The organism is Allobosea sp. 67-29, from assembly GCF_001898115.1.
In the GTDB taxonomy this organism is placed as follows: Bacteria; Pseudomonadota; Alphaproteobacteria; order Rhizobiales; family Beijerinckiaceae; genus Allobosea.
Genome location: NZ_MKSQ01000019.1, coordinates 97,143 through 110,696 on the forward strand (window position 1 = coordinate 97,143; position 13,554 = coordinate 110,696).

Annotated in this window: 9 protein-coding genes and 1 tRNA gene; 3 read left to right on the top strand and 7 right to left on the bottom strand. The window is 68.2% G+C overall.

The genetic code is table 11. The features are described 5' to 3' along the window. Positions 1–64: 64 nt before the first annotated feature. The 3 genes from BGO20_RS15285 to BGO20_RS15295 all read right to left on the bottom strand — a co-directional run bounded on the left by BGO20_RS15285 (position 65) and on the right by BGO20_RS15295 (position 4,916). Positions 65–1,774, bottom strand: a complete 1,710-nt coding sequence (locus BGO20_RS15285) for a hydantoinase B/oxoprolinase family protein (protein ID WP_291664407.1) — start codon at positions 1,772–1,774, stop codon at positions 65–67. Beyond that, positions 1,767–3,893 carry a hydantoinase/oxoprolinase family protein gene (locus tag BGO20_RS15290; RefSeq protein WP_291664406.1) on the bottom strand — a complete coding sequence of 709 codons (2,127 nt, stop codon included), beginning with the start codon at positions 3,891–3,893 and terminating at the stop codon, positions 1,767–1,769. The genes BGO20_RS15285 and BGO20_RS15290 overlap by 8 nt, the downstream gene beginning before the upstream one ends. A 135-nt stretch (positions 3,894–4,028) precedes the next feature. Further along, positions 4,029–4,916, bottom strand: a complete 888-nt coding sequence (locus tag BGO20_RS15295; protein ID WP_291664405.1) for a LysR family transcriptional regulator — start codon at positions 4,914–4,916, stop codon at positions 4,029–4,031. Positions 4,917–5,124: 208 nt separating this feature from the next. Between BGO20_RS15295 and BGO20_RS15300 the strand changes: the two genes are divergently transcribed. The 3 genes from BGO20_RS15300 to BGO20_RS15310 are packed head-to-tail and all read left to right on the top strand — an operon-like array spanning position 5,125 to position 7,996. Further along, the gene (locus tag BGO20_RS15300; RefSeq protein WP_291664404.1) at positions 5,125–6,111 is read left to right on the top strand and encodes a TRAP transporter substrate-binding protein; all 987 of its coding nucleotides are present in this window, start codon (positions 5,125–5,127) and stop codon (positions 6,109–6,111) included. 49 nt (positions 6,112–6,160) lie between these two features. Continuing rightward, the gene (locus tag BGO20_RS15305; RefSeq protein WP_291664403.1) at positions 6,161–6,682 is read left to right on the top strand and encodes a TRAP transporter small permease; all 522 of its coding nucleotides are present in this window, start codon (positions 6,161–6,163) and stop codon (positions 6,680–6,682) included. Positions 6,683–6,691: 9 nt separating this feature from the next. After that, positions 6,692–7,996, top strand: coding sequence for a TRAP transporter large permease (locus BGO20_RS15310; protein WP_299858244.1), 1,305 nt, complete (start codon positions 6,692–6,694; stop codon positions 7,994–7,996). Here BGO20_RS15310 and BGO20_RS15315 read toward each other — a convergent pair. The 4 genes from BGO20_RS15315 to BGO20_RS15330 form a co-directional block, all read right to left on the bottom strand. After that, complete coding sequence (locus tag BGO20_RS15315) at positions 7,965–10,316, bottom strand: xanthine dehydrogenase family protein molybdopterin-binding subunit (RefSeq protein WP_291664401.1); 2,352 nt, start codon at positions 10,314–10,316, stop codon at positions 7,965–7,967. The genes BGO20_RS15310 and BGO20_RS15315 overlap by 32 nt on opposite strands. Before the next feature lie 9 nt (positions 10,317–10,325). Further along, the gene (gene hydA / locus BGO20_RS15320; protein ID WP_291664400.1) at positions 10,326–11,807 is read right to left on the bottom strand and encodes a dihydropyrimidinase; all 1,482 of its coding nucleotides are present in this window, start codon (positions 11,805–11,807) and stop codon (positions 10,326–10,328) included. A 60-nt stretch (positions 11,808–11,867) separates the two neighbouring features. After that, positions 11,868–13,169 carry a Zn-dependent hydrolase gene (locus tag BGO20_RS15325; protein WP_291664399.1) on the bottom strand — a complete coding sequence of 434 codons (1,302 nt, stop codon included), beginning with the start codon at positions 13,167–13,169 and terminating at the stop codon, positions 11,868–11,870. Positions 13,170–13,416: 247 nt separating this feature from the next. Then, positions 13,417–13,490, bottom strand: a tRNA-Gly gene (locus BGO20_RS15330). Positions 13,491–13,554 lie beyond the last annotated feature (64 nt).

Genomic DNA, 13,554 nt, shown 5'->3' on the forward strand with positions numbered 1-13,554 from the left:
ATCATTCCACGATTCCCGAAGGGGTGGAACTCCGGGCCCTTTCGGCTTCCGGTCCGGAGCGAGGCTAGCGGGGCAGCTCGCCGCGGCGGGAGGCTGCAAGCACATCGGCGACCTTGCCCTCGCTGAGGCCGTACTCGGCGCGGGCGGCCTCGGCCGAGATGTAACCCAGCGCCAGATCGCGCTCGACGCTGCCCTGTTCACGCTCGCCCGGCGCGCCGTAGCCGGCGCCGCCCGGGAAGGCCATCACCACCTTGCGGCCATGCGGCACGAACTGCTTGCCCTTGCCCTTCATCGCCGTGCCGTCGTCGAGCGCGATCGTCGTCGGCGCGCCGCCGCCACCGCCGCGTCGGCCGCGGGCGGGATGATGAACGCGGTCGAACATCGCCTGGATGTCGAACTCGTAGCCCTCCCAGGCGCCGACCTCCATATGCTGGCCGAGGCCGCCGCGATGCTGGCCGGCGCCGCCGGAATCGGGGCGAAGCTCCTTGCGCCAGACGATCACCGGGCCGACCTGCTCGGTCGCCTCGACCGGCATCGTCATCACGCCCGAAGGGAAGGCGGTGGCGTTCATGCCGTCGAGCGCCGGCCTGGCGCCCGAGCCGCCGGAGTTGAAGGTCAGCACTTCGGCGCGCACGGGATCGGCCGGCCAGGGGCCGTCGCTGCGCGGACGGAGCGAAACCTGGAAGTTGCAGAGGCTGCCGGCACCCTCGGCCGGGACCAGGCCCGGCAGCAGCTTGTCGAGCGCGTCGTAGATCGTGTCCGGCACCATATGGCCGATGATGTGACGCAGCGCGACCGGCGCCGGCCAGACGGCGTTGACGATGGTGTGCTCCGGCGCGGTGATGCGGAAGGGCTCCAGCGAGGCCGCGTTGTTCGGGATTTCCGGCGCGATCGCGCATTTCAGCGCATAGCAGGTATAGGCCTTCGTATAGACCAGCGGCACGTTGATGCCGTTCTTGTCGACGCCCGAGGTGCCGGCCCAGTCGCAGAGCACGCCGTCCGGCTCGATCGAGATCTTCACCTTGAGGTCGATCGGCCGGCTGTAGCCGTCGATCCGCATATGGCCTTCCGCCTCGCCGCGGGGCAGGGCGGCGATCTTGTCGAGCGTCGCCTGGCGGGAATTGGTCAGGATGAAGTCTGAGATGCCGGCGAGGTCGGCGAGCCTGAACTCGACCATCATCTCGACCAGGCGGCGATGGCCGATCTCGTTGCAGGTCGCGAGCGCATAGACGTCGCCGACGAGCTGGTCGGGCTCGCGGACATTGCCGCGGATGATCGTGACCAGCGTCTCGTTGACCGTGCCGCGATCGACGAACTTCATGATCGGGATATGCAGGCCTTCCTCATAGACCGAGTTGGCGTCGGCGCCGAAGCCGCGCCCGCCGATATCGACGATATGGGCCGTGCAGGCGAAGAAGCCGACATGGCGGCCTTTGTGGAAGGAGGGGCTGACGACGGTGATGTCGTGCAGGTGGCCGGTGCCTTCCCAGGGATTGTTGGTGATGTAGACATCGCCCTCGGCGATGTTCTCGCGCCCGATCCGGCGGATGAAATGGGCGACGGCATCGGCCATGGCGTTGACGTGGCCGGGCGTGCCGGTCACCGCCTGCGCCAGCATCTCGCCTTTCTCGTTGTAGACGCCGGCCGAGAGGTCGCCGGCCTCGCGCACGGAGGTCGAGAAGGAGGTGCGGATCAGCGCCTGCGCCTGTTCCTCGACGACCGAGATCAGGCGGTTCCACATGACCTGATAGGCGACCTTGGAGATCTCAGACATGGGCGGGCTCCTTCGGCGCGGCGACGGCAGCGGCGGGTGCGGCTTCAGTGAGGCGGATATCGATGCAGCCGTCGTTCAGCGTGACGGCAAAGCGGCTCGAGGGAACGATGACGGTGGTCTCGTCCTCGGTGACGATGCCGGGGCCGGCGATCCGGCCGCCGGCGGGCAAGTTCGCGCGGTGATGGGCTTCGGCTTCGACACGGCGGCCGAGCCCCGCATCGAAGACGGAACGGCGGCCTTCAGCGGGGGCGTCGCGCATCTGCGAGACCGGGGCGACCGGGGCTACCGCCTCCTGCGGCGTATGGGCGTTCACCGACCAGACCGTGATCTCGGCGGCGAGCCCCTTCACGGTGCGTCCGAAGAGATTGGCGTATTCGTGCTCGAAGCGCTTCAGAATGACCGCGGGATCGGCGGCGCGGGCCTCGTCAGGCGTCAGCGTCACCGGGATCTCCCAGCCCTGGCCGGCATAGCGCATATAGATCTTGTACTCGGCCTCGATCGCGCCGGACCAGCCGCAGGAGCGCACCACCCGCGTCGCTTCCTCCTCCATCTCGCCGAAGAGCTTTGTGACGCGCGCCGTGTCGAACTGGGCGAGCCGCATGAACAGCGTGCGGTTGGCCTCGAAGCTGAACGGTGCCCGCAGGAAGCCGATGGCCGAGCCGACGCCGGCACCGGGCGGCACGAGGCAGCGGGCGATGCCGAGCTTTTCGCAGAGGCGGCCGGCATGGAGAGGTGCGGCGCCGCCGAAGGCGATCATCGTGTATTCCGACAGGTCCTCGCCGTTCTCGACGGCATGGACGCGGGCGGCGTTGGCCATGTTCTCGTCGACCACCTCGGCCACACCCCAGGCGCTTTCCTCGGCCGCCATGCCGAGCCTGCCGCCGATCTCGGCTTCCAGCGCCGCGGCCGACTGGTCGGCAAAGAGCGGGATCGTGCCGGCCGCGAAATTGTCCGGGTCGATCTTGCCGAGGATGACGTCGGCATCGGTCACGGCCGGGCGCTTGCCGCCGCGGCCGTAGCAGGCCGGGCCGGGCTCGGAGCCCGCGCTTTCCGGCCCGACGCGGATCTGGTTCATCGAGTCGACACGAGCGAGGCTGCCGCCGCCGGCGCCGATCTCCACCATGTCGATCACCGGGATCGAAATCGGCATGCCGGAGCCCTTCTTGAAGCGATAGGTCCGGGCGACTTCAAAGACGCGCGCCGTCTTCGGCGTGTAGTTCTTGATCAGGCAGATCTTGGCAGTGGTGCCGCCCATGTCGAAGGAGAGCACCTTCTTCAGGCCATGCCGCGCAGCAATGTCGGCGGCAAAGACCGCGCCGCCGGCCGGGCCGGATTCGACGAGGCGTACCGGGAATTCCGAGGCGCTTTCCAGCGAGATGATGCCGCCGCCGGAATGCATCAGGAAGATCGGGCAGGAGGCGCCCTCGGCTGCCAGCCGCCCCTTCAGCCGGACGAGATAGCTCTTCATCAGCGGCTTGATATAGGCGTTGGCGATCGTCGTGTTGAAGCGCTCGTATTCCCGCATCTGCGGCGAGACTTCCGAGGAGAGCGAGACCATCGCACCCGGCAGGCGCTCGGCCAGAACCTCCTGGATCAGGCGCTCATGGGCGTCGTTGACATAGGAATGCAGTAGCCCGACCGCGACGCTCTCGTAGCCGGCTTCGCGCAGTTCATCGACCAGTGCTTCGACGGCCGCGCGATCAAGCGGGGCCAGGACCTTGCCGCGGGCATCCATGCGCTCCTTGACGGTGTAGCGCCGGTTGCGCGGCAGCAGCGGCGCCGGCAGCGTCAGGTTGAGGTCGTACTGCTCGAAGCGGCTTTCCGTGCGCATCTCGATGACGTCGCGAAAACCTTCGGTGGTGATGAGCGCGGTCTTGGCGCCGCGCCGCTCGATCAGCGCATTGGTCGCCAGCGTCGTGCCGTGGATGATCTGGCCGATGGCGGAGGCCGCGATGCCGGCCTTCTCGCAGACACGGTGCATGCCTTCGATGATCGCATCCTCCGGCGCGGCATAGGTGGTCAGGACCTTGGTCGAGAACCGCTCTCCGTCCTGCTCCAGCACGACGTCGGTGAAGGTTCCCCCGATATCGACGCCCAGGCGGGCCCCGAGAATGGACATGGCTTACGCGCCTCCGTTGTCTGAGAGGCGGAAGATGGAGCGGGCCGCCGATGTCGTCGAATTATTATTTTCAATGCTATTCGATAGGAGATCTTTATCGGAGGCTTTTCCGGCAAGGTCCGCCGTGGTGCCTGTTCAGTGGTGCAGGACAGCCCGATCCATGGCCAGTTCCGCGGAGCGCTTGAGCAGGAAGCTTGCCGGCGTATGGGCGAACGAGGCTGTGAAGACCAGGGCGCTCGGCTTCCATTCGTAGGGTATCTCGACCAGCTCGCCGGCCGTCAGAAGCTTTTCGACCAGCGTGCGGGGCAGCGGGGCGATGCCGAGCCCGTCGAGCGTCATCTGCAGGCAGGCGGCGAGGCTGCTCGACGGCACGATCCGGACCGGCTTTTCCCAAAGGTCGCGAAAATGCGCCGAGAGCTCGACGAAATGGCGCGTGGTGCGCGCATGGGTCAGGATCGACTGCCCGGCCAGCGTTGCGATGTCGGCGCCGGACAGGGCGAGCTTCGGCGAGGCTGTCCAGACATAGGGCACCGAACCCAGGTCGATATTGCTGATGTTGAAGTTCGAGATCGGGCCGTTGAGCAGGCACAGATCGAGTGAACGCGAGACGAGCTCTTCCCGCAGCTTGAGCGTCAGATCGACCTTGAGCTCCACGTCGACATTCGGAAAGACCTGCCGGAGGTCGAGCAGGTAGTCGCGCAGCCAGGTCTGGGCGATCAGCTCGGCGACGCCGAGCCGCAGGATGCCGATCTGCTGGTCCGAGCTGATCGATTGCTGCGAGAATTCCTCCGCGGCCTGCAGAACCCGCTCGGCCTGCCCCAGCAGCGAATGCCCGATCGGCGTCAGGGCGACCGAGCCTGAATCGCGGTAGAACAGCCGGACATCGAGCACCGATTCGAGCTGCGAGATGCGCACGGAGATATTGGGCTGCGTCGTGTTCAGACGCTCGGCCGTCGCCCGGAAGCTGCCGAGCTTGGCGACCCAGACGAAGCTTTCGAGCTGCTTCAAGGTCCAGTTCGGCATCAGGCCTCCGAGCGGCTTCAGAAAACATGCAATTTTCGAGCCGCTTTTCGCCCGATAAATGAAATCTATCGCAACAACAGCAAAATTCAATTGGATGCTATCGCGGGAACGCGGTGGAGTGCTCCCTTAGCCGCCGATCGCGCCTCGGCCCGGTTCCGGCTTCTGAAACCCGCGCGCCAGCCGCAGCGGGACAAGAACGAGGGGAATCATGAAACGCAGGACTTTGATTGCATCCGCCGCGCTCGCCCTGAGCGTCGGACTGGCCGCTCCCGCCCTGGCCCAGACCAGCTGGACCATGGCCTCCGGCTATCCGGAGAGCAGCTTCTTCACCCAGAACATCCGCCAGATGATCAAGGAGATCGAGGAGAAGAGCGGCGGCAAGCTCAAGATCGACCTGCGCTCGAACGACAGCCTGATCAAGCTCGACGCGGTCAAGCGCGCCGTCCAGTCCGGCCAGATCCAGATCGGCGAGATCCGCCTCGGCGTCTACGGCAACGAGGCGGCGATGTACAATCTCGACAACATCCCGGGCGTCGCCACGACCTACGATCAGGCGACCAAGCTGACGGACGCCCAGCGTCCCTTCTTCGATGCGATGTTCAAGAAGAACGGCCTGCGCGCCATCACCTATGTCGCCTGGCCGGGGCAGGGCTTCTACACCAAGGAACCGCTAAAGGCGCTCGCCGACCTCAAGGGCCAGAAGCTGCGCATCTATTCCAAGCAGACGCAGATCATGGGTGAGAAGCTCGGCATGGAAGCGCTGATCCTGCCTTTCGCCGAAGTGCCCCAGGCGTTCTCGACCGGCATGATCCAGTCGCTGTGGACCAGCGCCCAGACCGGAACCGACGTGCAGATCTGGGATTACGTGAAGCACTTCACCTATACCGGCACGATGCACAACAAGAATGCGATCCTGGTCAACGAACGGGCGTTCCGCCAGCTCGATCCGGCGACGCAGAAGGTGGTGCTGGAGGCCGGCGAGGCCGCGACCAAGCGCGGTTGGGAACTGTCCAAGAAGGCCGGCGAGGAGCGAGAGGGCGTGCTCAAGAGCCACGGCATGACCATCGCCCAGGCGCCGCAGGACGTGCTCGACGCCATCGCGGCAGCCGGCAAGGGCATGGTCGCCGATTGGCTGAACGCCGCGACGCCCGAGGAGAAGGCCGTCTACGAAACCTATCAGAAGAGCCTCAAATAGCCGGACCGCTGCACGCTGCCCTTTTTGAAGCATGCCAGCGGGGTGACCGGTGATACGCGGAGTTCTCGACAGGTTCTACGAGGCGTGCGGCTACCTCGCCGCCGCCTTCATGGTCGGCATCGGGCTGGCCATCATCGCCCAGATCGCCGGGCGCATGCGCGGCATCACGGTCGATGCCACCGAGGCGGCCGGGCTCTGCCTGGCGGCCTCGACCTTCTTCGGGCTGGCCCATACCTTCCGGCGCGGCGGCCATGTCCGGATCAACCTGATCGTCGATCGCCTGCCGGAGCGCTGGCGGCACAAGGTCGAGGTCCTCAACTGCCTGCTCGGCACGGTGGTGGTCTCGTTCCTCGCCTGGCATGTCGGGGCGCTGGCGCTGCAGTCCCACGCTTTCAACGACGTCAGCCCGGGCCTGCTCGCCATGCCGTTCTGGATACCGCAAGGCGGCGTCGCCATCGGCATCGCCGCCCTGGCGATCGCCTTCATCGACGAGCTCGTCTGGCTGCTCGGCGGCGGCAGGCCCCGCTACGGGGCGCCCGACGAGATCGAGCTCGACAGGCCGGTGGCATAGGGGCCGATGATGGATACGACCGTTCTCGCCTCGCTGGTGCTCGCCGGCTCCCTGCTTCTGCTGCTCGCCGGCGGGGTCTGGGTGGCGCTCTCGCTGCTCACCGTCGGCATGGTGATGATGGGCCTCTTCACCACGGCGCCGATGGGCTCGCTGATCGCCTCCACGCTCTGGGATTCGAGCTGGGGCTGGGCGCTGACCTCGCTGCCGCTCTTCATCTGGATGGGCGAGATCCTGTTCCGCTCGAAGCTGTCGGCCGACATGTTCCAGGGGCTGGCGCCCTGGGTGTCGCGGCTGCCAGGCCGGCTGCTCCACGTCAACGTGCTCGGCTGCGGCATCATGGCCGCGGTCGCCGGTTCTTCGGCCGTGACCTGCGCCACCATCGGCCGCATCAGCGTGCCCGAGCTGGAGAAGCGCGGCTACCCGCTCAACATGACCATCGGGACGCTCGCCGGCTCCGGCACGCTTGGGCTGCTGATCCCGCCCTCGATCATCATGATCGTCTACGGCGTCACGGCGGAGGTCTCGATCGCGCGGCTGTTCATCGCCGGCATTCTGCCCGGTCTGCTGCTGATGGCGCTGTTCATGGGCTACACGGCGGTCTGGAGCCTGCTCAACCCGGACAAGATGCCGCCGGCCGATCCACCGGTTCCGTTCCTGGAGAAGCTCTACAGGTCGCGCCGATTGATCCCGGTCGCGCTGCTGATCGCCTCGGTGGTCGGCTCGATCTATGGCGGCATCGCGACTCCGACCGAGGCCGCGACCATCGGCGTGCTCGGGGCGCTGGTCCTCGCGGCCATCGGCGGCGGACTCACCCGGGAGAGCTTCATGGAGGGGCTGATGGCGGCGATGCGCACCTCCTGCATGATCTCCTTCATCATCGCCTGCGCCGCCTGCCTGACCATCGCCGTCGCCTTCGTCGACATTCCCCGCTCTCTGGCGGGCTGGGTCGAGGCCCTGCACCTCTCGCCCTATGCATTGCTGGCTGTGCTCGCCGTCTTCATCCTGATCCTGGGCTGCTTCCTCGAAGGCATCTCGATCATCGTCCTGACCTCCTCGGTGGTGCTGCCAATGGTGCAGGCGGCCGGAATCGACCTGCTCTGGTTCGGCATCTTCGTGGTGATCCTGATCGAGGCGGCGCAGATCACCCCTCCGGTCGGCTTCAACCTCTTCGTACTGCAGAGCATCACGGGCAAGAACATCCTGACCGTGACCCGGGCGGCGATTCCGTATTTCTGCGTGCTGATGCTGCTGCTCGTGCTGATCGCCCTGTTTCCGCAGATCGTCACGGCCCTGCCGCGCATGATGGCCGGGTAGACCGTCGCGCGTCCCGGATCGCCCGCCAGACGCGCTCGGGCGTGGCGGGCATGTCGAGATGCGCCACGCCGAGAGGCCGCAGCGCATCGAGGATCGCGTTGATCACGGTCTGGGGCGCGCCGATGCAGCCGGCTTGCCCGGCGCCCTTGGCGCCGAGCGGGTTGGCCCTGGTCGGAAGCTCGACCAGCGCCAGCTCGAAGGCGGGCAGGTCCATCGCGCGCGGCATGGCGTAGTCCATGAAGGTCGCGCTGAGGAGCTGGCCGCCGTCGCTGTCGTAGCGGGCCTCCTCCATCAGCGCCTGACCGATGCCCTGGGCGAGGCCGCCATGAACCTGCGCCTCGGCCAGCAGCGGATTGACCAGAGTGCCGTAGTCGTCGACGGCGAGGTAGCGCAGCAGGCTCACCTCGCCAGTGTCCGGATCGACCTCCACCTCCGCCACCTGAGCGCCGTTGGGAAAGGTCAGTGGCGCGTCGCGGCGGGAACCGTGGCCGGAGAGCGGCCGTCCCGTCATCTCGGCGACATGGTGCGCGACGGCGACGAGACCGACCTCGCCGGCGCCCGGCGCGTGGAACCGGCCGTCGCGGAAGGCGACGGAATCGGGATGGCTCTGGAGGAGCTGCGCGGCGGCGGGCTTGCCGGCCGCGACCAGGGACCGGGCGGCGATGACCAGCGCGCCGCCGCCCATGTGCAGCGACCGGGCGCCGCCGTGCCCGCCGCCGCTGGGCACGCGCGCCGTATCGCCCTGGACGAGCTGGAAGCGCGCCACGGGCAGGCCGAGCTCCCGTGACAGCAGCTGGGCGAAGCTCGTCTCGTGGCCCTGGCCGTTCGACTGGGTCCCCACAGCCATGGCGATGCCGCCGTCGGGGCGGAAGGACAGCCATGCGTCCTCGTCGGGTGCGCCGCGCGAGGTTTCCAGAAAGCAGCCGATGCCGAAGCCGCGCAGCTTGCCGCGCCGAAGCGACGCGGCCCGGCGCCGCCGGAAGCCGGCACGGTCTGCCGCGGCCAGGACGCGATCGAGGTTGCCGCGGAAATCGCCGTCATCGAGCACCGCGCCGAAGGGCTTCCGGTAGGGAAATCGGCGGATCAGGTTGCGCCTGCGCAGCACCGCGGGGTCGATCCGCAGCCGATGCGCGGCCTCGTCAACCAGCCGCTCGATCAGATAGTTCGCCTCGGGCTTGCCGGCGCCGCGATAGGCATCGATCGGAACGGTGTTGGTGAAGACGCAGCGGACGTCCATCGTCATCGCCGGGATGTCGTAGAGCCCGCCCATGGCGGGGGTCGGAGCGGTCGTGGCGCTGCCCGGCCCGAGCGAGGAAACATAAGCTCCGAGATTGGCCAGGGTCTCGGCCCGCAAGGCCAGGAAGCGGCCCTTGGCGTCGAGGGCGAGACTGCCGGTGGTCAGGTTGTCGCGGGCGTGGACGCCCCCGGCGAAGTCCTCGATGCGCTCGGCCAGCCATCGGACCGGCCGTCCGAGCCGTTCCGCCGCGACCAGCAGCAGCGCATATTCCGGATAGGTGACGTTCTTCATGCCGAAGCCGCCGCCGACATCGGGGCAGGCGACGTCGATCCGCTCGGGTCCGACACGGAGCACGGCTGCAAGCTCGCGACGGATGTCGTGAACCGAGGCGCCGCTGAGGGAGAGCTGGTAGCGGCCGCCCGCCTTCTCGAAGACGCCCAGCGCCGCCCGCGGCTCCAGCGCAGCGGCGGCGATCCTGTTGTTGACGAGACGGCAGCTCACGACATGCGCCGCGCTCGCGAAGGCGGCCGCGACGGCCTGCTCGTCGCCCCGCCGATAGCGCAGCGCCAGGTTGCCGGGCGCTTCCGGCCAGATCTGCGCAGCGCCAGGAGCCGCAGCAGCGGCAAGCTCCGTCACCGCAGGGAGGATGTCGTAGTCGACGGCCACCCGCTCGCAGGCCTCGCGGGCCAGATCGGCGGTCTCGGCGACGACGAAGGCGACAGGATCGCCGACATGGCGGACGCGTTCGCGCGCCAGGGGCAGTCGGGGCGGCACGATCAGAGGCGCTTCGCCGGCGACCGCCAGCGAGCAGGGAAGGGGGGCGAGCCCAGCAAGGTCGGCTCCGGTATAGACCGCCTGCACGCCCGGCAGCGCGCGGGCGGCCGCGGCATCAATGGACCGGATCGTGGCATGGGCGTGGGGCGAGCGCAGCACCATGGCGTGCAGCGCTCCCGGCACGGCCTCGTCGTCCAGGTAGCGGCCGCTTCCGGTGAGGAAGCGCGCATCCTCGAGGCGGCGCAGGGAGCGCGGGTCGGCCGGGCCGTCGATCAGCAGCGGCGCAGCGCGGGATGACTTGGCATGCATCGGCGCAACTCAGGTGAGGAGGGCTGCGCCGAAGTTCCGCTGCGGGTCCATGTCGGCGGTCAGGCGCCCGGTCGGCTCGGCCGCAGGGCCGCCGTCGCGCCGCAGCCAGCGGCCCGAACCGGGCCGGGCCCGCAGGCTGCCTGCGGTCACGACGTCCTCGCCCCTGACGAGCACATGCTCCGGCCAGCCGGTGACGTTGCGGCCCGCGAAGGGCGTGAAGCCCGTCCGGTCGTGCATCGCCTCGTCGGCAATGGTGATCGTCCTGGCGGGGTCCCAGATCGCGATATCGGCGTCGTAGCCGGGCAGCAGCGCGCCCTTGCCCGGCAGGTTGTAGATTGCCGCGGGGGCGGTCGCGGTCAGGTTCACGAAGGCGTCGAGGCCGCGGCCGGCGAATTCCGGCCGCCCCCGCGAGACCAGGGCGTCGAAGAGCAGCGGAAGCCGCGTCTCGAGGCCGGGCAGGCCGTTGGCGATCTGCTTGAAGGTCGCGCCCGGGCCGGCCGAGAGCTTGCCGGTCTCGTCGAAGCGATAGGGCGCATGGTCGGACGACACCGTCTGGATGTCGCCGAGCGCCAGCGCCTGCCAGAGCGCGTCCTGATCGGCCTGCTCGCGCGGCGGCGGAGAGCACATCCATTTCGCTCCTTCCAGCCCCGGCTTGTCGAGGTCGTGCCGCGTCAGGAAGAGGTATTGCGGGCAGGTTTCGGCGAACACCTTGAGGCCGCGCCCGCGCGCGTCGCGGATCACCTGCGCGCCCTCCGACGTCGAGACATGGAAGATCATGATCGGCTGGTCGAGCAGTTCGGCCGCCGTGATCAGCCGGTTGAAGGCCTCCGCCTCCGAGCCGCGCGGATGGCTGATCGCGTGATATTTCGGCGCGACATAGCCCTTCTCGACCAGCTTCCGGCCCATCCAGGAGATCATGCCGTGGTTCTCGGCATGGACGCAGACGAGGGCTCGATTCTGGCGGGCGGTCAGCAGCAGGTCGAGCAGCGGCTCGTCGTCGACCTTGATCAGGTCGTAGGTCATGAAGACCTTGATCGAGGCGTGGCCTTCGCCGATCAGCGACGGCAGGTCCTCCGCGATGGTCTTGCGGTCGGGATTGGCGACGATCAGGTGGAAGGCGTAGTCGATCAGCGCGCCGCGCCGGGCCAGCGCCGCATAGTCGTCGACGACCTTGCGCAGATCGAGGCCGCGATGCTGGGCGGCGAAGGATATCAGCGTGGTGTTGCCGCCGAAGGCAGCGGAGGTCGTGGCGCTCTCGAAGGTATCCGCGTTGAGCAGCCCGCCGGCGGAGACCTGCTCGACATGGGCGTGGGTGTCGATACCGCCTGGAAGAACGAGCTTGCCGCTCGCGTCGATCTCACGGGCGCCGGTCGCCAGGCCCTGGCCCAGCGCGGCGATCTTGCCATCCTTGACCGCGACGTCGGCGCGGAAGCTGCCGGTCGCGGCGCCGACCACGCCGCCGCGAATGACCAGATCGTAAGGGCTCGTCATGTTCTGCCGTCCTTCCCGGCGCCGCACCACGATATCGATCGCCGTGCAGCGCCCATCGACTCAAGCGACGTCTCGTGCCACCCAGTCCGCCAAGATCGTGCAGGCGGCGAGAAAATCGTCGATCTCCATCGCCTCCTGCGGGTTGTGGCTGCCGTGCTCGTTGCGCACGAACAGCATCGCCACGGGCACGCCGGCAGCCGCGAAAGCCGCCGAATCATGGGACGCCGGGCTGCCGAGCGGCATGGTTGGGATGCCCTGGCGCGCGGCGGACGCCTCGAGGCCGGCAACGATCGTGGGATCGACCGGCCCGACGGCAGCGCTGGCGCGGGTGCCGAGCTTGAAGGCGACGCGGCGGCGCGTCTCGATCCCGGCGATGGCGGCCAGCATGCGGGCCTCGACCCGCTCCAGCACTGCCGGTTCATAGGCGCGCACGTCGAGGCTGAAGGCAAAGCTGCCTGGCACGGTGGTCAGGCCATGGACGGCCGGATCGGTGTGGAAGCGTCCGAGGGTCACGGCCATCGGGAAGCCCGCAGCCTCCTCCTCCTCCCAGATCCGGTCCAGCAACATGGCGAACTCGGCGCCGGCCATGGCGGCGTCGCGGCGGAAGCGGCGCGGTGTCCCGACATGGTCGTGCCGTCCGACGATCCGTGCGTCCGGATAACGGAAATTCCCCGGCACGCCGGTGCAGATCGCGACCGGCAGGCCGGATTCGACCAGGCTCGGCGCCTGCTCGATATGGACTTCGAGAAAGGCCCGGATCGTCGCCGGGTCGAGATGACGTTCCCGGAGCCTGATCCTGCCCGAATCGCCGCCGCTGGCATCGATGCTCGTGGCCAGCACGCGGCCATCGTCGATGCGTCTGGCCTCGAGCGCTCCGTCCGGCAACGTGCCGAGGGCGGAACGGCTGCCGATATAGGAAACCTGGAACCAGACGCTTTCCTCGGCGCGGACGCCCATCGTGGTGACGTCGCAGCGCGGTCGGACGCCGAGCGCACGAAGGGTCTCAATGACGACGAGCCCTGCGATCACGCCGGCCGCGCCGTCGAAATTGCCGCCATGCGGCACGCTGTCGAGATGGGATCCCATCAGGATCCGCCGGGCGGCGGGGTCGAGGCCGGGCAGGGTGACATAGGTGTTGGCCGCGATGTCGTGCGACACGGCAAGGCCACGCTCCCTGCCGTGCTCGACGAGCAGGCGATGGCCAAAATCCTCGCCGGTGCCGTAGGTGTCGCGGGTGATGCCGGGCTCGCCCGGGCTGCCGGCCGCCAAACGGTCGAACAGACGCTCCACCCAGGCGCGTTGGGCGGCCACCGCAGCGGCAATCGCCGCGCCGGACGATGCGGAGGCGCCGGCCGCAGTCATGCCCGGCTCAGAGGGATGGGTCCGGGGCGCTGCCCTGCGAGGCAGACGGTGGCGGTGGCGAGCTTGCCGGCAGGCTGAGACATATGAGTGCCGCGAATAGAATCCTGGGGTCCCATTCAGCTAGCAAATCATATGCCCGCTGCAATGCCCAGCACGGGATGCCAGCGCTGCGCGCATGCAGCTCTGCGATGACGGGCGACGGTTGAGGGAAGAGCGCCAAAGTCCTGCACGTCCAAACGAAGCAGGCTGGAGCGGGTGAAGGGAATCGAACCCTCGTATTCAGCTTGGAAGGCTGCTGCTCTACCATTGAGCTACACCCGCGGCGGGCGCCAAATTCCCCATCATGGCGGGGGAACTCAAGCGCCGCGGCGCCATCCGTCGATGC